At 66.6% G+C, this 23843-nt stretch carries 22 protein-coding genes and 1 tRNA gene; 18 read left to right on the top strand and 5 right to left on the bottom strand.

The features are described from left to right. Nucleotides 1-93: 93 nt before the first annotated feature. The 4 genes from J2W14_RS05805 to J2W14_RS05790 all read right to left on the bottom strand — a co-directional run bounded on the left by J2W14_RS05805 (nucleotide 94) and on the right by J2W14_RS05790 (nucleotide 3140). A tRNA-Arg gene (locus J2W14_RS05805) sits at nucleotides 94-166 on the bottom strand. 77 nt (nucleotides 167-243) lie between these two features. Then, the gene (locus J2W14_RS05800; protein WP_307459715.1) at nucleotides 244-1779 is read right to left on the bottom strand and encodes an FAD-dependent oxidoreductase; all 1536 of its coding nucleotides are present in this window, start codon (nucleotides 1777-1779) and stop codon (nucleotides 244-246) included. Next, complete coding sequence (locus J2W14_RS05795) at nucleotides 1776-2648, bottom strand: FAD:protein FMN transferase (protein WP_307459712.1); 873 nt, start codon at nucleotides 2646-2648, stop codon at nucleotides 1776-1778. The genes J2W14_RS05800 and J2W14_RS05795 overlap by 4 nt, the downstream gene beginning before the upstream one ends. Before the next feature lie 54 nt (nucleotides 2649-2702). After that, entirely contained in the window at nucleotides 2703-3140 is a 438-nt protein-coding gene (locus tag J2W14_RS05790) for an FMN-binding protein (protein ID WP_307459709.1), read from the bottom strand. A gap of 173 nt (nucleotides 3141-3313) precedes the next feature. Here J2W14_RS05790 and argS point away from each other — a divergent pair, with 173 nt between their 5' ends. The 10 genes from argS to J2W14_RS05740 all read left to right on the top strand — a co-directional run bounded on the left by argS (nucleotide 3314) and on the right by J2W14_RS05740 (nucleotide 16264). Further along, nucleotides 3314-4978 carry an arginine--tRNA ligase gene (gene argS / locus J2W14_RS05785; protein WP_307459706.1) on the top strand — a complete coding sequence of 555 codons (1665 nt, stop codon included), beginning with the start codon at nucleotides 3314-3316 and terminating at the stop codon, nucleotides 4976-4978. Between the two features lie 5 nt (nucleotides 4979-4983). Further along, a complete protein-coding gene (lysA, locus tag J2W14_RS05780; protein ID WP_307459703.1) occupies nucleotides 4984-6468 on the top strand; it encodes a diaminopimelate decarboxylase in 1485 nt (494 codons plus the stop codon). Next, nucleotides 6469-7815, top strand: coding sequence for a homoserine dehydrogenase (locus J2W14_RS05775; RefSeq protein WP_307459701.1), 1347 nt, complete (start codon nucleotides 6469-6471; stop codon nucleotides 7813-7815). It begins immediately after the preceding gene. Beyond that, nucleotides 7816-8922 carry a threonine synthase gene (gene thrC / locus J2W14_RS05770; RefSeq protein ID WP_307459697.1) on the top strand — a complete coding sequence of 369 codons (1107 nt, stop codon included), beginning with the start codon at nucleotides 7816-7818 and terminating at the stop codon, nucleotides 8920-8922. Between the two features lie 2 nt (nucleotides 8923-8924). Then, nucleotides 8925-9911: a homoserine kinase gene (gene thrB / locus J2W14_RS05765; protein WP_307459696.1), complete on the top strand. Its 987-nt coding sequence runs from the start codon at nucleotides 8925-8927 to the stop codon at nucleotides 9909-9911. 323 nt (nucleotides 9912-10234) lie between these two features. Beyond that, nucleotides 10235-12415 carry a transcription termination factor Rho gene (gene rho / locus J2W14_RS05760; RefSeq protein ID WP_307459692.1) on the top strand — a complete coding sequence of 727 codons (2181 nt, stop codon included), beginning with the start codon at nucleotides 10235-10237 and terminating at the stop codon, nucleotides 12413-12415. 194 nt (nucleotides 12416-12609) lie between these two features. Continuing rightward, nucleotides 12610-13683 carry a peptide chain release factor 1 gene (prfA, locus tag J2W14_RS05755; RefSeq protein ID WP_307459690.1) on the top strand — a complete coding sequence of 358 codons (1074 nt, stop codon included), beginning with the start codon at nucleotides 12610-12612 and terminating at the stop codon, nucleotides 13681-13683. A gap of 17 nt (nucleotides 13684-13700) precedes the next feature. Next, nucleotides 13701-14573: a peptide chain release factor N(5)-glutamine methyltransferase gene (gene prmC / locus J2W14_RS05750; protein ID WP_307459687.1), complete on the top strand. Its 873-nt coding sequence runs from the start codon at nucleotides 13701-13703 to the stop codon at nucleotides 14571-14573. A gap of 33 nt (nucleotides 14574-14606) precedes the next feature. Continuing rightward, nucleotides 14607-15500, top strand: a complete 894-nt coding sequence (locus J2W14_RS05745) for an L-threonylcarbamoyladenylate synthase (protein WP_307459684.1) — start codon at nucleotides 14607-14609, stop codon at nucleotides 15498-15500. Next, nucleotides 15497-16264, top strand: coding sequence for a WecB/TagA/CpsF family glycosyltransferase (locus J2W14_RS05740; RefSeq protein ID WP_307459681.1), 768 nt, complete (start codon nucleotides 15497-15499; stop codon nucleotides 16262-16264). The genes J2W14_RS05745 and J2W14_RS05740 overlap by 4 nt, the downstream gene beginning before the upstream one ends. Here J2W14_RS05740 and J2W14_RS05735 read toward each other — a convergent pair. After that, nucleotides 16261-17157 carry a glycosyltransferase gene (locus J2W14_RS05735; RefSeq protein ID WP_307459678.1) on the bottom strand — a complete coding sequence of 299 codons (897 nt, stop codon included), beginning with the start codon at nucleotides 17155-17157 and terminating at the stop codon, nucleotides 16261-16263. The two genes, J2W14_RS05740 and J2W14_RS05735, sit on opposite strands and share 4 nt — an antisense overlap. Before the next feature lie 296 nt (nucleotides 17158-17453). Between J2W14_RS05735 and J2W14_RS05730 the strand changes: the two genes are divergently transcribed. The 8 genes from J2W14_RS05730 to atpA all read left to right on the top strand — a co-directional run bounded on the left by J2W14_RS05730 (nucleotide 17454) and on the right by atpA (nucleotide 23841). Beyond that, entirely contained in the window at nucleotides 17454-18587 is a 1134-nt protein-coding gene (locus tag J2W14_RS05730; RefSeq protein WP_307459676.1) for an MraY family glycosyltransferase, read from the top strand. Nucleotides 18588-18710: 123 nt separating this feature from the next. Further along, entirely contained in the window at nucleotides 18711-19196 is a 486-nt protein-coding gene (locus J2W14_RS05725; RefSeq protein ID WP_307459674.1) for a hypothetical protein, read from the top strand. Further along, entirely contained in the window at nucleotides 19189-19518 is a 330-nt protein-coding gene (locus J2W14_RS05720; RefSeq protein ID WP_307459672.1) for a hypothetical protein, read from the top strand. The genes J2W14_RS05725 and J2W14_RS05720 overlap by 8 nt, the downstream gene beginning before the upstream one ends. Before the next feature lie 91 nt (nucleotides 19519-19609). After that, nucleotides 19610-20410 (top strand): F0F1 ATP synthase subunit A, encoded by an 801-nt coding sequence (gene atpB / locus J2W14_RS05715; protein WP_307459670.1) that lies wholly within the window; start codon nucleotides 19610-19612, stop codon nucleotides 20408-20410. A 77-nt stretch (nucleotides 20411-20487) separates the two neighbouring features. Further along, entirely contained in the window at nucleotides 20488-20691 is a 204-nt protein-coding gene (gene atpE / locus J2W14_RS05710) for an ATP synthase F0 subunit C (RefSeq protein ID WP_009356484.1), read from the top strand. Nucleotides 20692-20748: 57 nt separating this feature from the next. Further along, nucleotides 20749-21297, top strand: a complete 549-nt coding sequence (locus J2W14_RS05705; RefSeq protein ID WP_307459665.1) for a F0F1 ATP synthase subunit B — start codon at nucleotides 20749-20751, stop codon at nucleotides 21295-21297. Then, complete coding sequence (locus J2W14_RS05700) at nucleotides 21297-22121, top strand: F0F1 ATP synthase subunit delta (protein ID WP_307459661.1); 825 nt, start codon at nucleotides 21297-21299, stop codon at nucleotides 22119-22121. Before J2W14_RS05705 ends, J2W14_RS05700 begins: the two co-directional genes overlap by 1 nt. A gap of 82 nt (nucleotides 22122-22203) precedes the next feature. Next, nucleotides 22204-23841 (top strand): F0F1 ATP synthase subunit alpha, encoded by a 1638-nt coding sequence (gene atpA, locus J2W14_RS05695; RefSeq protein ID WP_282382575.1) that lies wholly within the window; start codon nucleotides 22204-22206, stop codon nucleotides 23839-23841. The last annotated feature ends 2 nt before the right edge of the window (nucleotides 23842-23843 follow it).

Raw genomic sequence — 23843 nt, 5'->3', positions numbered from 1 at the left:
AAGGTGGTTGCCGTCCCCGACGGGGCGTCGATGGCGGCTGAGGCGGACAAGCGAAAACCCCGCCACTTCCATGAAGTGACGGGGTTTTTTCTGTGCCCTCGATTGGAATCGAACCAACGACCTTCTGCTCCGGAGGCAGACGCTCTATCCCCTGAGCTACGAGGGCAGTCAGGGTTCCTGCCGTTACCGGCGGGACGTCCTAGAGCTTAGCAGGAAGGTGGGCTCGAAGGGAAAATCGGGCGCTTAGTAGCCAGCAAAGGAGTCCACATGGATCCTCCGCGCCCCGGCCCGGCGGGCGGCCGCGCGGAGGGAGCGGACACTCGCCGGCGAGCCCGAGACATAGACAATGCGGCCCGCGATATCCGGGACGAGGTCCTTCAGCGTGGCGCCGTCGATCCGGACGGCGCCCGCATCCTGCATGAACGCCGGCGGCGCGGTACCGTCGGCAAGCCGGGCGATGACCCGGGCCCCGGTGCGTTCGAGTTCCGCGGCGTAGGCGAGTTCGGCGGCCGTCCTGGCCAGGTACAGCAGGACCACATCCCGGTCCCCGGCGGAGCCCCCCGACAGCTGGGCCAGATAGGGGGTGATGCCGATGCCGGCCGCTATCAGCAGCACCGGCGCCTCCGGACTCCGGGGCAGGACAAAGTCGCCGCCCACGGTGGTGGCCGTCAGCTCGTCACCGGGCTCCAGGGCCAGGAGCGACCGCTTCGCCGTGGACCGCGGTTCGGCCGTTCCCACGCCGATGGTCAGTTCCGGGGAGTCCGGGGGACTGGTAAGGCTGAACACCCGCCGCCGGCCCTTGTGGTCGGCCTTGCCTTCCGGCAGGTTCAGCTCGATGTACTGTCCCGGGGTGAAGCGGAGCGGCCGCTCGGGCTGGAAGCTGAACTCCGTCGTCGTCGGGGTCAGCGGGCGCGAGCCCCGAAAGCGCAGCAGGATGCGGCCGCGCTGGCCGGCGGCGAAGGCGAGCGCGTTCCCCACGAGCAGCGCCAGCTCGGGGGAATTGGCCACGAAACCCAAATTGTAGGGAATCGCAAACAGCAGTCCGACGACGGCGGCCAGCGCCAGCTGCTGCCAGCGGCGCGGCGGCAGGGTGAGCGGCTCGGTCAGCATGAAGCCGACGAAGAACAGGACCGGGCGCTGGGCGATGGACTGCCACAGCGCTTCGCCCGCTCCCATGCCGGCACGCAGCAGTTCCACGGACACGATCGACACCGCCACCACGATGAACACAGACGCCATCAGCAGCTTGCGGACCCGGTAGAGCACCAGCAGGACCCCCGGCAGCACCAGCCAGAGCATCGCGGGCGTGGCGGCCCACCAGGTGGCGATATTGAGTCCGGTCAGCCCGGTGATGAACGCGCCGGCCGCCGCCGGATTGAAAATGTGGCGGCCGCGCCAGGCCAGGGCGTACTTGGACGCCGACGCGAGCACACAGGCGAGGGCAACGCCGGCCAGGTCCAGGTACTGCAGGCCCGCCGAGAACTGCGTCGGCCAGAAGAGAAAGTACAGCAGCAGGCCCGTGATCAGGGACGACTCGGAGTGCGGGCGCACGCGGAACACCGCCGCGATCACCCGGTTGGAGGCATACGTCAGGCCGAGGCAGAGCGCCAGGTGCGCGATCATCTCCGGCAGCCCGAAGGTGAGCCAGCCGAGCACGTCGAGCAGCAGGCTGTAGACGGCGAGCACGGCGAGGACCCAGAGGACCAGCCGGTACATCGTGAACCTGCCCAGGGCCGTGTCCAGCCGCGAACCCATGGGCGTGGAGATGGTGGCGGTCATGTAAACAACACCCCTTCAAAATCGGCCGAATACTCCGCGTGGCCGTCCGAGTGGACGGTCAGCCAGGAACAGTCGAATTCCTCCCGCAGGCGGGGCCCCTCGACGAAGAACAGCGCGGTTGCCAGCGCGTCGGCCACCATGCCGCTCGCCGCCATCGCCCAGCTGGCGACGACGGTGCGCACCGGGGCGCCGGTGGTGCCTTCTAGCACGTGGTGCAGCCCGTCGCCCCAGGCGCGCCGGTTGGCAGCGGAGGCGCAGAGCGCCCCGGCCCCGAGGCTGACGATGCCGATGGCCCGGGCCGGATCATAGGGATGCTCCAGGCCCACCTTTACCGGCAAGGATCCCGCGTTGACCAGGTCACCGCTCGCGTCGATGAAGTGCTCGCTGATGCCACCGTCGCGCAGTTCGGCGGACAGCAGATCTGCCAGCTGGCCCTTACCGGCCGCGCCGACGTCGATCACCACCGGGGCGCAGGTGGTCAGGACGGTGCCCTGCCAGTCGAGCACCCCGTCCCAGGGCGGGGCGGGCAGCGGAGGGCCGCTCGGGCGGAGGGAGTAACCGGCGTCATAGCCGAGGTGTTCGAGGCTGCCGCCGATCAGCGGGGTCATGGCCCCGCCGGTAAGCCGGTACAGGGTTGCGTAGAGCGGCCCCAGGGCGGCTGCCCCGGCCGGCAGCGTGTAGCGGCCCGGCTGCCGCGCGGCGGCCGCGATCAGGGAGTCCGGCCGGAAGCGGGACCACGCGGCGTCGTAGTCCGCGACCGCATCCAGTAGCCGGCGGCGGAGCGCGCCGGAGAGCGGGGACGGTGTTGAGATGTCCCAGCGGGTACCGATCCCGTCGAAACTGAAATCCGCCCAGCCCGGATGCGGCACGTTTCCTCCTGCTGGCTACTGGCTGGTCATGACGCGGTGTCTACGACTGGCTGTTTACGACGTGGCCTCGGACTTGATCTTGTCCACGGCCTGGTTGAAGCCGCCGCTGGTCAGCGATGAACCGGCCACCTTGGAGACCTTGATCTCGTCGAGGCTCTTGCCGACGATCTGGGACTGGATGCCGCCGGCGAATTCGCCCTGGAACTTCCTGGTGTTGGGGTTGGACGGATGCTGGGTGATCTGGACGTCGGACACGGCGCCGCCGGCCAGGGTCAGGGTCACGCCCACGGTCTCGGTGCCGTTCGGCGAGACGTAGTTGCCGTCGGCGCTGTAGGTGCCGTCCTTGTAGCTGGCGCTGCCCGCGGCGGCTGACGGCGCGGCGCTGCTTGCCGGGGTGCCGGTGGCCTGCCCCGGCGCGCAGCCGGCCGCGGACCCGGCCAGGGACAGTCCGGCAATGCCGACGAAAACGCTTTTGCGGAGAGAGGTGTTCATGCGGCTGCTCATTTCTCTGGCGACGGTCGGAAGGGGGAATGGCGGGAAGCTGTGACCCGCACGCGGAGGCCCGCAGCGGATACTCCCATGACAACGTATGAATCAGCGTAGTGGTTCACCCTGTGAACCAGCCTCAATTCCGCCACACTGCAGGCCACCGGTAGGCTGGAACCGTGACCCCAGAAGAACTCTCCCTCGCCATATCCGCCTGCCTGAAGGACGCCGTCGCCGCCGGTGAAATCTCCCTCCCCGCATCCGATGTCCCGGATGAGGTGCGCGTTGAGCGACCGAAGAACCGGGACCACGGCGACTGGGCCACCAACATCGCCCTGCAGCTGGCCAAAACGGCGGGCACCAACCCGCGGGAGTTCGCCTCGGTCCTGAGCGCCCGGCTGCAGTCCATCGACGGGGTCTCCGCCGTCGACATCGCCGGCCCGGGGTTCCTGAACATCACCGTCGACGCTGCCGCCGCCGGTGCCCTGGCCAAGGCCATCGTCGAGGCGGGGCCGGAGTACGGCACGAACACCGCGCTCGCGGGCCACAGGGTCAACATGGAGTTCGTCTCCGCCAACCCCACCGGCCCGCTGCACATCGGCCACACCCGCTGGGCGGCCCTGGGCGACGCGATTGCCCGCGTGCTCCGGGCCTCCGGCGCCGATGTCACGGCCGAGTACTACATCAATGACGCCGGGTCGCAGATGAACGTCTTCGCCCACTCGGTACTGTCCCGGCTGCACGGCCGCGGGGTCCCGGAGGGCGGCTACCCCGGCGAGTACATCGCGGATCTTGGCCACGAGGTGCTGACCCAGCACCCGGACATCCGCGAGCTGACCGACGTCGCCGCGCTTCCGGTGATCCGCGGCGCGGCCTACAAGGCCCAGCTGCACGACATCAAGCGCACCCTGGCCGAGTTCGGCGTCGCCTTCGATGTCTACTTCTCCGAACAGGAACTCCACGACGGCGGGGCGATCGAGGACGCCGTCGCGCGGCTCCGGGAACAGGGCCACGTCTACGACGACGGCGGCGCGGTCTGGCTGCGCACCACGGACTTCGGTGATGACAAGGACCGCGTGATGATCCGCGCGAACGGCGAGCCGACGTACTTCGCCGCCGACGCCGCCTACTACCTGTCCAAAAAGGACCGCGGCTACACCGAGAAAATCTACCTGCTCGGCGCGGACCACCACGGCTACATCAACCGGCTCAAGGCCATCGCGGCCGCCGCCGGTGACGACCCCGAGGTCAACATCGAGGTCCTGATCGGCCAGCTGGTCTCCGTCAACGGCGCCAAGCTCTCCAAGCGTGCCGGAAACATCATCGAGCTCAAGGACCTCATCTCCTGGCTGGGCAAGGACGCCGTCCGCTACTCGCTGGCCCGCTTCCCGGCCGATTCGCCGCTGACCCTGGACCCGGAACTGCTGAAGAAGCACAGCAACGAGAACCCGGTGTTCTACGTCCAGTACGCCCACGCCCGGTCCCGCGGGACCGCCCGCAACGCCGTTGCCGCCGGGGTAGAGCGCCGTGTGGACGGCAAAGACTGCTTCGAGGCCTCCCTCCTGGAGCACGCGACCGAGAACGAGCTGCTCTCCTACCTCGGCAGCTACCCCTCGATCGTGGCCAAGGCCGCCGAACTGCGCGAGCCGCACCGCGTGGCCCGCCACCTCGAGGTCATCGCCGGCGCCTACCACCGCTGGTACGACGCCTGCCGTGTCGCCCCGCTGGGCGACGAGCCGATCACCGATCTCAACCGCACCCGGCTGTGGCTCAACGACGCCACGAGCCAGGTGCTGGCCAACGGACTGGAACTGCTGGGCGTCTCGGCGCCGGAACGGATGTAACTGCCATGACCACGAACCCGTCCACCACCGCCGGCGCCGCCTCCCCGCTCGCCCCGGAATGGCTGCAGGTCCCCGCCGACCTCAATGCCCTGCACGAGCCGCTGTGGGCCGGCGGCGTCACCCGGAACGACGCCGGCGAACTCGCCATTGACGGCATCACCGTCAGTGAGCTCCAGCGCCAGTTCGGCACACCCCTGTTTGTGATGAGCGAGAACGACTTCCGGGCCCGGGCCCGTGCCTTTTCCGACGCCTTTAACGACGCCTTCGCCGACATCTGCGGGGGAGTGGACGTCTACTACGCCGGAAAATCCTTCCTGTGCACGGCAGTGGTCCGCTGGGTGGAGGAAGAGGGGCTGCGGCTGGACACGGCCTCCGGCGGCGAACTCGCCGTCGCCGCCCGCGCCGGGATCCCCGGCCCCGACGTCGCGCTGCACGGCAACAACAAGTCCGACGGCGAGATCCACCGCGCGCTGGACCTGAAACTGGGGCGGATCGTGGTGGACAGCCTCGCCGAACTCGAGCGCGTCGCCAAGATCGCCGACGCCCGCGGTGAAACCGCGAAGGTCATGTTGCGGTTGACCCCGGGCGTGCACGCCCACACCCACGAATTCATCGCCACGGCCCACGAGGACCAGAAGTTCGGCCTCTCCATGGCCGGGGACTCCACCGAGCAGGCCGGGCTGTCCGCAGCCGAGGAAGCCGTCGCCGCGGCGACGGGCTACCCCGGCATCGAACTGCTGGGCCTGCACTGCCACATCGGTTCGCAGATCTTCGAGCCGGACGGCTTCGCCCTGGCCGCGGAGAAGCTGCTGGACTTCCTCGCCGCGATGCAGACCAAGTACTCGATCGTGCTCCCCGAACTGGACCTCGGCGGCGGCTACGGCATTGCCTACACGCCCGTGGACACCCCGCGCCCGGCCGCCGAAATCGCCCAGGCGATGGCCGCCGTCGTCCGCTCCAAATGCGCCGAGCTGGGGATTTCCGCCCCGCGGATTTCGATCGAACCAGGCCGTGCGATCGTCGGCAGCACCACCTTCACGCTCTACGAGGTGGGCACGCTGAAGACCGTCCGGGTCGATACCCCGGCAACCGGCAAACCCGGTGAACCCGGCGACAGCGTTACGTACCCGCGCCGGTATGTGTCGGTGGACGGCGGCATGAGCGATAACCCGCGCCCGGTGCTCTACGACGCGGATTACTCCGCAATTCTGGCCTCCCGAACGTCGGACGCGGCCCCGCAGCTGTCCCGCGTAGTGGGCAAACATTGCGAGAGCGGCGACATAGTTGTTAGAGATGTATATCTGCCCGAGGACGTGGCAGCCGGTGATCTGCTCGCTGTACCGGGTACCGGCGCCTACTGCTGGGCCCTGTCAAGCAACTACAACTATCTGGCCCGGCCGGGCGTTGTCGCTGTGCGCGACGGATCTGCCCGGCTCATTGTCCGCGGGGAAACCGAAGAAGATCTGCTCAACCGCGACATGGGAGTCTGAATGACCGAATTGCGAACCCTGAAAGTAGCCCTGCTGGGCTGTGGCAACGTCGGGGCCCAGGTCGCGCGGATTCTCCTTGACGACGCCGACATGCTGGCCTCGCGCGCCGGCGCCCGCTTGGAGCTGGTCGGCATCGCCGTGCGCAACCTCGACGCCCCCCGCGAGGTCGAGCTGCCCCGCGGGCTGTTCACCACAGACGCCGAGACCCTGATCAAGGACGCCGACCTGGTGATCGAGCTGATGGGCGGGATCGAACCCGCCCGGACCCTGATCCTGACCGCCATGCGCAACGGCGCCTGCGTGGTCACCGGCAACAAGGCGCTCGTTGCCAAGGACGGCCCCACCCTCCACGAGGAAGCGGACAAGGCCGGTGTGCAGCTGTCCTACGAGGCCGCCGTGGCCGGCGCGATCCCCATCCTGCGGCCCATCCGCGACAGCCTCTCCGGCGACCGGATCACCCGGGTGCTGGGCATCGTCAACGGCACCACCAACTTCATCCTGGACCAGATGGACTCCACCGGGGCGCAGTTCGCCGACGCCCTGGCCCAGGCCCAGCGGCTGGGCTACGCCGAAGCCGACCCCACCGCCGACGTCGAGGGCTACGACGCCGCCTCCAAGGCCGCGATCCTTGCCTCGCTGTCCTTCCACACGCGTTTCTCCCTGGACGACGTGTACTGCGAGGGCATCAGTTCCGTCACCGCCGCGGACATCGCCGCGGCGAAGGACGCCGGCTTCGTCATCAAGCTGCTGGCGATCGCCGAGAAGCTAACGGCCGCAGGCACAGAAACAGGCACGGAAACAGGCGCCAACGGCGATACCGGCGTGTCCGTCCGCGTGCACCCGACCCTGCTGCCGCGCGAACACCCGCTGGCCGCGGTGCGCGGAGCCTTCAACGCCGTCTTCATCGAGGCCGAAAACGCGGGCGAGCTGATGTTCTACGGCCAGGGCGCCGGCGGCAAGCCGACCGCCTCCGCCGTGATGGGCGACCTCATCTCCGCTGCCCGCAGCATCGTCCTGGGCGGTCCCGGCCGTGCCGAGACCACGACCGGCCAGGTGTCCGCGCTTCCCATCACCGCCGCGGTCACCAGCTACTACATCGGACTCGACGTCGCGGACCAGCCCGGCGTGCTGGCGAAGATTGCCCGGCTCTTCGCCGACCACGGCGTCTCCATTGAAATCATGCGGCAGACCATCCACCGCGATGCCGATTCGAATGTCGAGTCAGCGGAACTGCGGATCGTGACCCACCGCGCAAGCGAGGCTGCACTGGCAGCCACCGTCGAGGCCGTCAAGGGCCTGGACGTCATCAATTCAGTTACATCCGTACTGCGGGTAGAAGGAGTCTAAGTGGCTCACCAATGGCGCGGCGTTATCCGCGAATACGCCGAACGACTGCCGGTCACCGAGGCCACCAAGGTCATCACCCTGGGGGAGGGCGGCACCCCGCTGGTCCACGCGCAGCAGCTTTCCGCGCTCACCGGCAGCGAGGTCTACCTCAAGGTCGAGGGGATGAACCCGACCGGCTCCTTCAAGGACCGCGGCATGACCATGGCCATGACTGCGGCGGTCGCCGCCGGGGCCAAAGCCGTCGTGTGCGCCTCCACCGGCAACACCTCCGCCTCCGCCGCCGCCTATGCCACCGCGGCCGGGCTCAAGTGCGTCGTGCTGGTGCCCGAAGGCAAGATCTCGATGGGGAAGCTGAGCCAGGCGATCGCGCACGGCGCAACCCTGCTGCAGGTCGACGGCAACTTCGACGACTGCCTCGACATTGCCCGCAAGCTGGGGGAGTCCTACCCGGTGTTCCTGGTCAACTCGGTCAACCCGGCCCGGATCGAAGGCCAGAAGACGGGCGCCTTCGAGGTCGTCGACTCGCTCGGTGACGCCCCGGACTTCCACGTGCTCCCGGTGGGCAACGCCGGCAACATCACCGCGTACTGGAAGGGCTACAAGGAATACTGCGCGCCGTTCGAGTCCGCCACCGCCGGAACGCTGGCCGCCGTCTCCACCCGGACCCCGGTCATGTGGGGCTTCCAGGCCGCCGGCGCCGCACCGTTCGTCGCCGGCCACCCGATCACGGAACCCGACACGATCGCGACCGCCATCCGGATCGGCAACCCCGCGTCCTGGGACTCCGCCATCGCCGCCCGCGACGAGTCCGGCGGTGTGATCGAAGCGGTGACGGATGAGGAAATCCTGTCCGCCCACCGCTGGCTGTCCGCCCGTGAAGGCGTCTTCGTCGAGCCGGGCTCCGCTGCCGGCGTCGCCGGCCTGATCAAGAAGCACGCCGCCGGCGAAGTGCCGGCCGGCAAGACCATCGTCATCACGGTCACCGGCCACGGCCTCAAGGACCCGCAGTGGGCGCTCCGCACGGAGGACGGCAGCGAAGTGCAGCCCGTCAAGGTCTCGAACGACGTGGTCACCGTGGCCACGGCCCTGGGACTGGAAGAAAAGTAACCGTGGAAATCACCCTCACCATCCCGGCCGAGTCCGCCGCCGACACGCCAGCGGTTCCGGCCGGGCAGCTCGTAACGGTCCGCGTGCCGGCCACGAGCGCGAACCTCGGCCCCGGGTATGACAGCCTCGGCCTGGCGCTGACGCTGTTCGACACGCTGACGGTGGAAACCCTGGACAGCGGCGAGCTGGAATTCGAACTTAGCGGCGAAGGGGCGGAATCCCTACCCCGCGATGCCAGCCACCTGGTGGTCAGGGCCATCACCGAGGCCCTGCACCGCCTGGGCTTCCGGCACGACGGCCTGCGGATCACGGCGGACAACATCAACCCGCACGGCCGCGGCCTGGGCTCCTCGGCCTCTGCCGTCGTCGCCGCGGTCACCGCCGCCAATGCCCTGGTTCCGGAGGCGGCCCGCCGGGACAAGAACTGGGTCCTGCAGCTCACCAGCGAAATGGAAGGGCACCCCGACAACGTCGCACCCGCCATTTTCGGCGGACTGGCGCTGTCGTGGCAGGACAGTGACCAGTACAGCAGCACCTGCGCGGCGGTGGCCTCCGCGGTCATTCCGGTGGTTGCCGTGCCGGACTTCGAACTCTCCACCGAAGCCGCCCGGGCGCTGCTGCCTGCCTCGGTGGGCCACCACGCCGCCGCCATGAACTCCGGACGTGCGGCCCTGCTGATCCACGCCCTGACGCAAAAGCCGGAGTTCCTGCTGGCCGGCACCGAGGACTACCTGCACCAGAGCTACCGAGCCGCCGCCATGCGCCCCAGCGCGGACCTGATCGCAGCCCTGCGGCGGGCGGGCTTCGCCGCCGTCGTCTCCGGCGCCGGACCCACCGTGCTGGTCCTCGCCAACGGAGAGGCCCAGGCCGAAGCCGCCGTGGAGTTCATCGGCACCTTCACGTCCGGCAACACGCCGGACGTGGGCTGGCGTGTGATGAAGCTGGCTGTGGACGTCGAAGGTGCTAAAGTGGAAGTGCACCGGCGGTAATCACGCAGGCAGTAATTCAGTTACTGTTCAAAAGACCGCGATGTTGGCCTAGTGGCCTCTCATCTTTCACTGCGCAATATTTTCCGGTGCCACCTGCTTTTGGTCTGACGCAGGAATCCGCAGAAACAATCTCTGCACCCCTGAAAGCGTCAGCCCGCCGTTCCTTCTCTTCCGGAACGCGCCAGGTGGAGCTATAACCGGCCGTGCTGGCCAATATCCATCCGGCAAGGCCGAAATCCCGGCTGCAGATCTGAACTGCAGCCCAGATCAAATCATCGCGTCCAGCTCCTAGTCTGGACGCCGTCGAGGGGGAAGGATCCTTCGTGACCGAAACCACTGAGCTGTCTTCAGCTGTGGAAACATCATCTTCTGCTGCCGGATCGTCTACGGCAGCACCCGCCAAGAGCAGCGGCCTTGCCGGCCTCAAGCTCGCCCAGCTCCAGGCTCTTGCCAGCCAGCTGGGGATTTCCGGCGGTTCGCGGATGCGGAAGGGCGACCTTGTGTCGGCCATTTCCGCCCACCGCTCCGGTACTCCGGTAAGCAAGGCTCCGGCCCGCGCTGCTGAAAAGGCGACCGACAACGGGACCGTCGCCCAGACCTCGTCCCCTGCCGCCGCGCCTGCCGCCGCCGATTCCGAGGCCCCGGCCCAGGAGAACCCGCGTGCCCGTGGACGTGGCCGCAGCCGCCGCGCAGGCAGCGACGGCGTCATCACGACTCCCGCCGCCGAGGCACCCGCGGCCGCCCCTGCCGTGGAGGCCCCCGTGGCTTCCGCCGAGGCTGGCTCTGCCGAGAACGGCTCCGCCGCTGCCTCGACGGAAGGCAGCGACCGCACCCGCCAGCCGCGCACCCGCAACCGCCGCCGCGGCGATGCCGCCGAGCAGTCCGCAGGACAGGGCGCAGCGCAGAACACAGCGCAGTCCGCAGCCCCGGCCGCGACCGCTGTCGAGGCTCCGGCCGAGCAGCGTCCGGCTGAGCAGCGCACCGAACAGCGCACCGAACAGCGCACCGAACAGCGCCAGGCAGAGCAGGGCAGCGAAGACGGCCAGCGCCGTGAGGGCACCCGCACCCGCGGCGGCCGCGACGAGGCTGCCGGCAGCCGCGACACCCGCGACAACACTGCTAACCGCGATACCCGCGACAGCGACGACAGCGACGGCGGCAGCCGCCGGAACCGCCGGAACCGGCGTGACCGCAATGACCGTCCCGAGCGCTCCGGCGGGCAGGACAGCCGCGACAACACCTCGCGCAACGACCGCTTCCGCGACCGCAACGACCGCCGTCGGGGACGCGTCCAGGGACCGGACGTCGACGACGTTGAGGTCACCGAGGACGACGTCCTGGTGCCCGTTGCCGGCATCCTGGACGTGCTGGAGAACTACGCGTTCATCCGCACTTCCGGCTACCTGCCGGGCCCGAACGACGTCTACGTGTCCCTCGCCCAGGTCAAGAAGTACAACCTGCGCAAGGGCGACGCCGTCGTCGGTGCCATCCGCGCACCGCGTGAAGGCGAGGCCCCGCAGGGCGGCCAGCAGCAGACTGCGCGCCAGAAGTTCAACGCACTGGTCCGCGTCACCTCGGTCAACGGCAAGACCCCCGAGGAACTCAAGGACCGCGTCGAATTCGCGAAGCTCGTCCCGCTGTACCCCTCCGAGCGCCTGCGCCTCGAGACGGACCCGAAGAAGATCGGCCCCCGCGTCATTGACCTGGTTGCCCCGATCGGCAAGGGCCAGCGCGGCCTGATCGTTTCGCCGCCGAAGGCCGGCAAGACGCTCATCCTGCAGTCCATCGCCAACGCCATCACCACCAACAATCCTGAGGTCCACCTCATGATGGTGCTTGTTGACGAACGCCCCGAAGAAGTCACGGACATGCAGCGCACCGTCAAGGGTGAGGTCATTGCCTCCACCTTCGACCGTCCCGCCGACGACCACACCACCGTGGCCGAGCTCTCCATCGAGCGTGCCAAGCGCCTCGTGGAAATGGGCATGGACGTTGTGGTTCTCCTCGACTCGATGACCCGCCTGGGCCGTGCCTACAACCTGGCGGCGCCGGCTTCCGGCCGTATCCTCTCCGGTGGCGTCGACTCCGCAGCGCTGTACCCGCCGAAGCGCTTCTTCGGTGCAGCCCGCAACATCGAAAACGGTGGCTCACTGACCATCCTGGCAACCGCGCTCGTCGAGACCGGTTCCAAGATGGACGAGGTCATCTTCGAAGAGTTCAAGGGCACCGGCAACATGGAACTGCGCCTGTCCCGCCAGCTCGCGGACAAGCGCATCTTCCCGGCCGTGGACGTCAACGCGTCTGGTACCCGCCGTGAGGAAAACCTGCTGTCCCCCGAGGAAGTCAAGATCATGTGGAAGCTGCGCCGCGTCCTTTCCGGACTCGAAACGCAGCAGAGCCTTGAGCTGCTGACCAACAAGATCCGGGAGACCCAGAGCAACGTCGAGTTCCTCATGCAGGTGCAGAAGACGACGCTTGGTGCGAAGTCCGATAACGACAAATAGCGACGCGTAACCGCTCGGAAATTGGCGGCCCTTCCCGGGCCGCCAATTCCCCGGGCGGTTGTTGCGTTAACCGGTTCCTCCGCTTCAAGAAGCAACGCGGGGTCACCTAGAGCCCATCAGGGACCACCGAACGGGCCGTAAGTGACCCCGCGTTGCAGTAACTAGACTTGTAAGAGTCGAAAGAGGTTTTGAAAATGTTTGAGTCCGTACAGGGCCTGTTGGATGAGCATGACGCTATCCAGGCACAGCTTGGGGATCCTGCTGTCTATGCTGACCAGAAGCTGGCCCGGAAGCTGGGGCGGCGTTCTGCCCAGCTGAACGGCATTGTCGAGGCGTACCATGCCTGGCACGGCATCCAGGATGACCTTGCGGCTGCAAAGGAAATGGCAGGGGAGGACCCGGAGTTTGCTGCCGAGGTGCCCGAGCTGGAGGTTGCGCTGGAGACGGCCGCGGCCAAGCTGCGCCGGCTGCTGATCCCGCGCGACCCGGACGACGCCCGCAACGTGATCCTCGAAGTCAAGGGCGGCGAAGGCGGCGACGAGGCCGCCCTGTTCGCGGCCGACCTGCTGCGGATGTACACCCGGTACGCGGAATCCCGCGGCTGGAAGACCGAGATGATTTCCGCCAATGAGTCCGACCTGGGCGGCTACAAGGACGTCCAGGTGGCCATCAAGGGCAACTCGAACGATCCGGCCGAGGGCGTCTACGCGCGGCTCAAGTTCGAAGGCGGCGTGCACCGTGTGCAGCGCGTCCCCGTGACGGAATCCCAGGGCCGCATCCACACCTCCGCTGCCGGCGTGCTGGTGCTCCCGGAAGTGGACGAGCCCGAAGAACTCGAGATCAACCAGAACGACCTCAAAATTGACGTTTACCGTTCCTCCGGCCCCGGCGGCCAGTCCGTGAACACCACGGACTCCGCCGTCCGGATCACCCACCTTCCCACCGGAATCGTGGTGGCCATGCAGAACGAGAAGTCGCAGCTACAGAACCGCGAAGCCGGCATGCGCGTGCTCCGCGCCCGCATCCTGGCGCACCAGCAGGAGCAGATCGACGCCGAGAACTCCGCCCAGCGCAAGTCGCAGATCCGCACCATGGACCGCTCGGAGCGCATCCGGACCTACAACTACCCGGAGAACCGGATCGCGGACCACCGCACCGGTTACAAGGCCTACAACCTGGACCAGGTCATGAACGGTGACCTGGAGCCGGTCATCCAGTCGGCCATCGAGATGGACGAACAGGCCCGCCTCGACGCCATCGGCGACTGATCCCGGCCCGCGCAGTGATGACAGAAGGAACCGGGCGGAGCCTTGCGGACGCGGTCCGCGAGGGCACCGCCGTCCTGGCCGCCGCGGGCGTCCCGAGTCCCCGGGCCGACGCCGAACTCCTCGCCGAGCATTTGCTCGGCGTCGGGCTTGGCCGGCTCCGGGCCCTGATGCTGGGCGACACCGCCGCCCCGGACGGCTACGGGGAGCTCATCGCCGAGCGCGCCCAGCGCATTCCGCTGCAGCACATCACCGGCGTCGCGCACTTCCGCTACCTGGCGCTGGCCGTCGGGCCGGGAGTGTTCATACCCCGCCCGGAAACCGAATCCGTCGTGCAGCTTGTGATCGACCGGCTGCGGGGCCTGGCACATCCCAAGGTGGTGGACCTGGGCACCGGGTCCGGGGCCATCGCCGGCTCCATCGCGCACGAGGTTCCCGGCGCGGAGGTCCACGCCGTCGAATTCAGCGAGTTCGCGCACGCCTGGGCCGCCCGGAACCTGCAGCCGCTCGGTGTCCACCTGATCCGCGGTGATCTGCGCGATGCCCTGCCGGAGCACAACGGGACGTTCGACGTCGTCGTGTCCAATCCGCCCTATATTCCCGCCGAAGCGGTCCCCAACGAACCCGAAGTGGCACTGCACGATCCCCCCGAGGCACTGTACGGCGGGGGAGCGGACGGCATGGAGCTTCCGACGGCGGCTGCAGCCTCCGCGGCCCGGCTGCTGGTTCCCGGCGGCTACTTCGTGATGGAACACGCCGAAGTCCAGGCCGGCTGGATCGCCGCGATGCTGGAGCGCTCCGGGCTGTGGGCCGAGGTGGCCACGCATCGTGACCTCAACGGCAGGGACCGGGCCACCAGCGCCGTCCGTGCCTGCCCGGCCGCCTCGCGGTGAAACGGGCAAACGAAGTGATGAAAGAATAGGCCAGTGACGACTAGCTACGATTGCACAGAAGCTGAGCAGCGCGCTGCCGGACTTGAACATGCCCAGCGGGCCATCCGGGACCACAAGTGCGTGGTCTTCCCGACGGACACCGTGTACGGGATCGCCGCCGATGCGTTCTCCCCCCTCGCGGTCACCCTGCTGCTGGCGTCGAAAGGCCGCAGCCGGAAAATGCCGCCGCCGGTCCTGATCCCCAGGCTCAATGCCCTCGACGGCCTCGCCACGGACGTTCCGGCAGAGGCCCGGCGCCTGGCCGAGGCGTTCTGGCCGGGCGGACTCACGCTGATCCTGCATGCCCAGCCGTCCCTGGACTGGGACCTTGGCGAGACCAAGGGCACCGTCGCCCTGCGGATCCCGGCTGACGACGTCGCCCAGGACCTGCTGACCCTGACCGGGCCGCTGGCCGTGTCCTCGGCGAACCGCACCGGCCAGGCGGCCGCGCTGACCGCAGCCGAGGCCGAAGCCCAGCTTGCGGAGTCAGTGGAGGTGTACCTCGAAGGCGGGCCACGTCCGGCCGAGGGCGCCGACGCCCTGCCGTCCACCATCGTTGATGCCACCGCCGTGCCGCTGCGGGTGGTCCGCCAGGGCGCCATCAGCCTGGAACGGCTCCGCGAGGTCGTCCCGTCCGTGCTGGGCGCCGGCGAGGAACCGGAAGCTGTAGAGGATGTGGCCGCGGCGGCGGAAGCTGCCGGGCCCGCGGAACCCGCCGTGGTTCCCGCTGAAACTGCGGAACCCGCCTTGGTTCCTGAACCGGCTGTAAGTGCGGAACCCGCTGTACATCCTGAACCGGTTGAAACTGTGGCACCCGCTGTACATCCTGAACCCGTTGAAACTGGGGCACCCGTCGAACGTCCCAGCACGGGGGCCGGCACCGCATGATCCTCCAGCGACAAAGCGTCCCCGTCCTTGACGTGGACGCGACGCCCCTGACTGTTCCTGAACTGACAGGGGTCCTGAACCGCTTCGTGGCCGAAGGCACCACCCGCACGGTCGTGGGACACAACCTGCACAGCGTCACACTGTGCCACTCCGACCCGGCCTTCCGGGCGTTCTACGATCAAAGCGACGTGGTCCTGATCGACGGCGCGCCGGTGCTGATGCTCTGGGCCCGCGGCAGCGGCGCACGGCAGGGCGGGGGGCCCGTCATGGACTACCGGCTGGGTTCCACGGACTGGATCCCTGCGCTGGCCGACGTCGAAGGTCTGGAGCGGATCGCCGTGATCGGAGCCGGACCCGAGGCGAACTCCCAGGCCGTGGCCCGGCTCGCGGCCCTGGTCCCGCAGGCCCGGGTGGCCGGACTGCCGGGGGAGGGCTGGAACGAGGAGCTCGAGGATTCGGCCGTCACATGGCTCGCGGAGTTCCGGCCGCAGCTGGTGCTGGTCGGGCTGGGCATGCCGCTGCAGGAGCAGGTTCTCACGCGCCGGCTGGCAACGCTGCCCCCGGCGGTCTACTGTGCCGTTGGCGGCGCGATCGAGCAGATTGCGGGGATCCAGAAACTGGCACCGCGGTGGCTCGGACGCCTCGGCCTGGAATGGGCCTGGCGGCTGGTCCTGCACCCCCGGCGGGTCGCGTACCGGGTCTTCGGCGAGCCCTGGCTGCTCGCCGGGCTGCTGATCCGGCGCCGGCTACAGCCCGGGCGCTAGAACTTCTGGTCCTTGAGGGGGCCAAAGCCCTTGCCGCGCAACCCGGCGGAAAAAGCCCCGAACCAGTCGGCCAGGCCGCGGAGATCGCCGCGCTGCAGGAAATAGCCGAGGTAGCCGCCAACGTCCGCGACGAACGACTTAATCCGGAAGTGGCGGCGGATGAGGTACCCGCGGTTCCGGTAATAGAAGTAGCGCTTGAAGGCCGACTCCGGCACGATGACGTGCCACCGGGCGCCATAGACGTGTTTGGTCTCGGAAAAAGCGTGGGGGTGCGTGATCGCCGTCGTCGTGACGGTGCCGAAGCGGATGCCGGCCTTGCGGAGCCGGATAGTGAAGTCCACCTCGTCCCCGCGGATGAACAGGCGCATGTCCGGCAGGCCAACCTTGAAAAAGACATCCGAGCGGATCAGCGCGCCGTTGAAGAAGTGGCCGTCGTCCGGCAGGAAACCGATCTTCTCCACCTCGGCGCGGTCGTGGGTGACCTTGCCGTCCAGGCGGAAGAAGAAGGAGAGCCGGTCGGGGTGGCCGGGGGCAACCACGAGCGGGACAACGGCTTCGAGGTCCCGGGCCTCCGCCTCGCGGACGAGCGTGGCGAGGCATTCCGGGTCGGCGGGCTCGGCGTCGTCGTCCATCATCCAGATCCACTCGGCGCCGGTGGCGACGGCCTTGAGGATCGCGAGGGAGAAGCCTCCCGCACCGCCGAGGTTGGCCTCGGACCGGACGTAATCCACATTTTCGTGCGCCCGCGCGACGTCCTGGGCGGGAACCGTGCCGGAGTCGACAAGGCATATTGAACGAACCGATGCCGTCTGGTTGTTGATGGCGTTCAGCAGAACTGCCAGCTCCCGGGGACGGTCAAACGTCACGGCGGCAACTGCAACCGACAGGGTCATCGAGTGTTCCTTTCAGCACGGCCGCCGGTGGTTTTCCCGCCGGCGATGGGCCGTGTGACGCGAAGACAAGTGGCCGTTGGCGTTAGTATCTTGACTAGAGTCCACTGTAATACAGCCCTGTCAGGCACTACGCACTGCCTGCCCTGCGCGCGGCGACGGAGAAGTTTCATTTATCGCAAGACAGACCCACAGCAACTGAGTTCACCCCACCCCCGGAGCCACGCAGCATCACCGTGGCTCCGGGCTGTGAAACCGGGTGTGCCCTGTGCGGACGGCTCCAAGCGGGTGTCTTCGCAGTGATTATGTACCTGCTCATGATGCTCTCAGCGGCAGTCGTGAGCTACACAGCGACCTGGGGTGCCCGCTATGTCGGCAACCGGATGGAGCTGTTCTCCCCGATCCGCAGCCGGGACATGCACTCGACCCCCGTGTCGAGGCTCGGCGGCCTGGGAATCTTTGCCGGGTTCTTCGTGGCGCTGCTGATCGCCAGCCAGTCTTTCTTCGTTAAGGACATCTACCGTAACAACGACGCACCCTGGGGGATCCTCGCGGGCGCAGCCGTGATCGTGCTGGTCGGCGTGGCGGATGACCTGCTGGACCTGCGCTGGTGGGTCAAACTCATCGGCCAAAGCGCCGCGGCCCTGGTGGTGGCGATCTGGGGCGTCCGGATGACCATCATTCCGTTCGTCCCCGAGCCGTATGTGATCGAAAGCGATGCGGTGAGTATCGCGCTGACGGCCGGGCTGATCGTGACGACGATGAACGCGTTCAACTTCATCGACGGCCTGGACGGGCTGGCTGCGGGCGTGGCCATCATCGGGGGCACGGCGTTCTTCCTGACGGCGTACTGGGTGCACCGGACGGCCATCCTGCTGGACCGCTCGGACCTGGCCACCCTGCTGACCGCCGTGCTCGTCGGCGCGTGCATCGGCTTCCTGCCGCACAACTGGTTCCCTGCCAAGATCTTCATGGGTGACTCCGGGGCCATGCTGATCGGCCTGATCATGGCCTCGGCGGGCATTGTGTCCACCGGCCAGATCACGTCCGGGCTTTATGACCGGGCCAACGGCATCCCCACCATCATCCCGATCCTGCTTCCCTTTGCGGTGCTGTTCCTGCCGCTGCTGGACCTCGGCCTGGCCGTCGTGCGCCGCACCGCGCTCGGGCGGTCGCCGTGGTCGGCGGACCGCGGCCACCTGCACCACAAGCTCCTGGATATCGGGTATTCACACCGCGGCGCCGTCATCCTGATGTACCTGTGGACCTGTGTGCTGGCGTTCGGAGGCCTCGCCCTCGCCATCTTCCAGTGGCAGGTCGTTATGGTCGCGAACGTGGCCGCAATGACCATCATGGCCGGCGTGACGGCGTGGCCGTACCTGCGCCACCGGGCGCCGGGACTGGGGCCGCGCTCTTCGGCCGAGGAAGAATGACGCCGCAGGGGAATCGCCCCCTGCAAGGCTTTTCCGAATAATTTCTATCTCATGTAGAATTCATGTGCGGTCCTTCGCCGCGCGACTTTGACCAGCACACCACGCCTCGACGATTGGGATCTCATGACCTCCAACGCCGAACCCGGACGAACGTCCGGCGCCGGAGACGTTGGTGTCTCAGGTCCCACAAAATCATTGTGGCTGCGGCTGCTGGCCATCAGTTCGGCCGTTGGCGGCGGCGCCCTAATGCTCACCAGCCTGGCGGCGCTCCTTTTCGACAGTATGGCTGCGGCGCTGTCGTCCCTCTTTGGCGGCGTGCTGGTTATCGCTTTCTTTTCGATCAGCCTCCTGGTCGGCCACTTCGGCGGCCGCAATCACTCCTCCGGGGCCATCGGCCTGTTCGCGGCCACCTATTTCATCAAGGTCGTCGGTTTTGCCGTGGTGCTGTTTGCCATCGGCAGCCCCGAGTGGCTGAACGGGCGCTGGTTCCTGGCCGGCGCCGTCGTGACCGTGGTCCTGTGGCAGGCCGCCGAAATCTACGGTTTCAGCAAGGCCCGGCTCCAGCTCTACAACGACCCCGAGACCCCGGAAGGCGGCACCGATGTTTAGCCGCAAAGAGCGCCCCACGAACAAGCCCCGCACCCCCGCAAAAACGACCGGAGCCCCCGGTGTATCCGACAACGGACGCGACGGCGGATACAACGCCGGCATCGCCGTCTTCAGCTACATTGTTGGCGGAATCCTCGTCTGGAGTTTGATAGGGTGGGGTCTGGATAATCTGTGGGGAACCCGCTGGATTGTGCTCGCAGGCGCCCTGTTGGGAGCCGCGGGAGGGTTCTATCTTTCTCATATGCACGGCCTCACCAGCCCGGATAAATCCGCCGGCGGGGACAATGCTGCACGTGGCCCGTCTCAGGACGAGGATCAGTAATGCCAAATAATTTCACACGGGGAGAATGCGACAGCAACGTTGCCTTTCCCCGGCCAACGCCCAATGATGGACACTGCAGAGAGGAAACGCGTTGATCGCGCTTGCGCTCCCGGCCCAGAATTCAGGAACTTTTACGCCTCCTGGAATTGAAGAAATCCACCTGCCGGCAATCGTGCCGTGGGGGGCGGCCGACGGATTCTCCAAGCAGATGCTGCTGGTAATCCTTTCGGTCGTTATTATCGCCGCATTCTTTCTGATGGCTGCCCGCAAGGGTCAGCTCGTCCCCGGCAGGCTCCAGTTCGCCGGTGAGGCCGCCTACGGCTTCGTCCGCAACGGCATCGGCAAGGACATCATCGGCGGCAAAGACTTCATGAAGTACGTCCCGCTGTTGTTCAGCCTGTTTTTCTTCATCCTGGTGAACAATATCTACGGCGCAATTCCGTTGATCCAGCTCCCCACCTTCTCGCATGTCGGCGGCGCCTACGTGATGGCCGGAATCGTGTATGTCACGTGGATCGTCATCGGCGTCAAGAAGAACGGCCTGAAGTACTTCAAGCTGGCCACCGTGCCGTCCGGAGTCCCGGGCTACATTCTTCCGATCGTCATTCCGATCGAGATCATCTCCAACTTCCTGGTCCGCCCGGTCACGCACAGCCTCCGTTTGTTCGCGACCATGCTGGCCGGCCACCTGATCGTCATGATCGCCGGTTCGGGCATCGAGTACCTCGTCACGCAGGAGAACCTCCTGCTGAAGGGCGCTTCAGTTCTCGTCCTTGGCGGTGCGATCGCCATGTACATGCTGGAAGCGCTGATCATGGTCCTGCAGGCGTACGTGTTCACGCTGCTGACCGCGATCTACATCGAAGGCGCGCTGCACGCGGATAGCCACTAGGCACCCAAAATCTTCCCCTCGGGGGATGAAGTACACCAAACAACCTGCCACATAGATGGCATCTTGAAAGGAAAAAAATGGAAGGCAATCTCAACCTCGTAGGTTACGGTCTGTCCGCAATCGGCGGTGGTATCGGTGTTGGTCTCGTGTTCGCCGCTTACATCAACGGCGTAGCACGTCAGCCGGAGGCACAGCGTGTGCTCCAGCCGATCGCATTCCTCGGCCTCGCGCTGACTGAAGCCCTCGCCATCCTCGGCCTGGTCTTCGCGTTCGTTCTTTAGTCTGAACTTTAGAACTAAGCGAACATCCAGAACCGAGTAGATAAGGACGGGTGAATTATGAATCAGCTGATCATCTCAGCCGCCACAGAGGGCACTAACCCTCTGGTTCCCAATCCCTGGGAAATGCTTGTCGTCTTCGCCGGCTTCGCTGTTCTCATGTTCATCGTGGTCAAGTACGTTGTCCCGATGTTCGAGAAGACCTTCGCAGAGCGTGCGGAGGCCATTGAAGGCGGCATAGCCAAGGCTGAAAAGGCCCAGGCAGAGGCTTCCGCTGCCCTCGAAGAGTACAAGCAGCAGCTCACCGATGCCCGTGCCGAGGCCAACCGCATCCGCGAGGAAGCACGTGCCGAAGGCGCTCAGATCCTTGCGGACCTGAAGGAGAAGGCAGCGCTCGAGTCTGCCCGCATCACGGCCCAGGCGCATGCGGCGATCCAGTCCGAGCGCCAGGCGGCCGTTGTGTCGCTGCGCACGGAAGTTGGCACGCTGGCCACCACCCTGGCGGGCCGCATTGTTGGCGAGTCCCTCGAGGACGACGCGCGTTCAGCCCGTGTGGTTGACCGCTTCCTGGCAGATCTGGAGAACCAGAACGCAGGTGCAGCTAAGTAATGGCAGGTGTATCGAGCGAATCGCTCACCGCGGCTTTGGTGGCGCTGGAAGCCAAGCTTCCATTTGCCTCGCTGCAGTTGGCTAAGGAACTCTTCGGAATCCTGGGAACGGTGGACAGCTCTGCTGGCTTGCGCCGCGCCCTGACTGACCCGTCCCGCAGCGGTGACGAAAAGTCGGCGCTTATCAAGCAGCTCTTCGGCGGAAAAGTCTCCGCGGATGCTGTGGATATCGTGAGCGGACTGGCCAGCTCACGCTGGGCGTCGGCCCGGGATATCGGCGATGCACTCGAGACTCTTGCCGCTTCGGTGGTAATTGCCGTTGCTGAGAATAAGTCTGCCGTCTCTGCCTCGGGGATCACGGGCCTGGAAACGCTGGAGAACGATCTGTTCGCCTTCAACCAGGCTGTCGAGTCCAACCACGAGGTACAGCGTGCTGTGTCCGAGCCGCAGGCAAGCGCGGCCGCCAAGGTTGCCCTCGCCGAAAAGCTCGTACCGAGTGCAAGCGAGGAAGCGAAGGTCCTTATCGGACAGGCGGTTTCGCAGCCGCGTGGCCTCAAGGTAACCAAGCTCGTTCGTCGTTTCGCGGAGCTTGCAGCCAAGCGCCAGCAGCGCTGGATTGCAACGGTCAGCGTCACCCGTCCGCTGACGGAGACACAGACCAGCCGTCTGCAGGCGGGGCTGAATGCCCTTTACGGGCGCGAGCTCAAGATCAACATGAACGTTGACCCGGCACTGATCGGTGGCATCCGGATCCAGGTTGGTGACGAAGTGGTAGACGCTTCGGTCCTCGCCCGCCTGGCCCAGCTCCACCGCCAGCTTGCTTAGCCAGCCGGACCAGCACAACTAAACGAAACCCCGGTCATCGTGAGCAACGATGATCACGAAAACAGGAGAGCAGGGACTGCAGATGGCCGAATTGACCATCAACGCCGACGACGTCCGTAATGCGTTGAACGAGTTCGCGGCGTCCTACGAACCCGGAAACGCAGAGCGCGTAGAGGTCGGCCGTGTAACAACCGCAGGTGACGGCATCGCCCGTGTTGAGGGCCTTCCCTCGGTCATGGCGAACGAGCTGCTTCGCTTCGAAGACGGCACCCTGGGCCTGGCCCAGAACCTCGACGTCCGCGAGATCGGCGTTATCATCCTCGGTGACTTCACCGGTATCGAAGAAGGCCAGGAAGTTCACCGCACCGGACAGGTTCTGTCCGTACCGGTGGGCGACGCCTTCCTCGGCCGCGTTGTCGACCCGCTGGGCGAGCCCATCGATGACCTTGGCGAGATCAAGGCCGAAACCACCCGTGCCCTGGAACTCCAGGCGCCCGGCGTGACCCAGCGCAAGTCGGTCCACGAGCCGATGCAGACCGGCCTCAAGGCTATCGACGCCATGATCCCGATCGGCCGCGGCCAGCGTCAGCTGATCATCGGTGACCGTCAGACCGGCAAGTCGGCTATCGCCATCGACACGATCATCAACCAGAAGGCCAACTGGGCCTCCGGGGATGTCAACAAGCAGGTGCGCTGCATCTATGTAGCCATCGGCCAGAAGGCATCCACGATCGCGGCTGTCCGTCAGACCCTTGAGGACAACGGCGCGTTGGAATACACGACCATCGTGGCTTCCCCCGCGTCCGACCCCGCAGGCTTCAAGTACCTGGCACCGTACGCCGGTTCGGCCATCGGCCAGCACTGGATGTACGGCGGCAAGCACGTCCTCATCGTGTTTGATGACCTCTCCAAGCAGGCCGAGGCCTACCGTGCAGTGTCGCTGCTGCTCCGCCGCCCGCCGGGACGCGAAGCCTACCCGGGCGACGTGTTCTACTTGCACTCCCGCCTGCTGGAGCGTTGTGCCAAACTCTCCGACGAGCTCGGTGCAGGTTCGATGACCGGCCTGCCGCTCATCGAGACGAAGGCAAACGACGTCTCCGCCTACATCCCGACCAACGTGATCTCCATCACCGATGGCCAGATCTTCCTGCAGTCGGACCTCTTCAACGCTAACCAGCGTCCCGCCGTTGACGTGGGTGTCTCCGTATCCCGCGTTGGTGGCGCCGCCCAGGTCAAGTCCATGAAGAAGGTCTCCGGTACCTTGAAGCTGGAACTGGCTCAGTACCGCGACATGCAGGCGTTCGCCATGTTCGCGTCGGACCTCGACGCCGCATCGCGCCAGCAGCTGACCCGTGGCGCACGCCTGATGGAACTGCTCAAGCAGGGCCAGTACTCGCCGTTCCCGGTCGAGAACCAGGTCGTCTCCATCTGGGCCGGCACCAACGGGCACCTCGACAACGTTCCGGTTGAGGACATCAACCGCTTCGAGACCGAGTTCCTGGAGCACCTCAAGCACAAGTCCTCCATCCTGACGACGCTGGCCCAGACCAACGTCATGAGCGATGACACTGCAGAAGCACTGAAGACCGCGATCGTGGACTTCAAGAAGGGCTTCTTCGGCGAGGGAGACAACCACCTGGTTGGTGCGGGGCACGAAGAACACGCCCCCATCGACGAGGCACAGGTCGACCAGGAAAAAATCGTCAAGCAGAAGCGCTAGTT

The sequence above is a fragment of the Pseudarthrobacter oxydans genome (genome assembly GCF_030812335.1).
Classification (GTDB): Bacteria; Actinomycetota; Actinomycetes; order Actinomycetales; family Micrococcaceae; genus Arthrobacter; species Arthrobacter oxydans_B.
The sequence above is the reverse complement of the archived record's forward strand: the minus strand, read 5'-3'. Positions and strand labels throughout refer to the sequence as shown.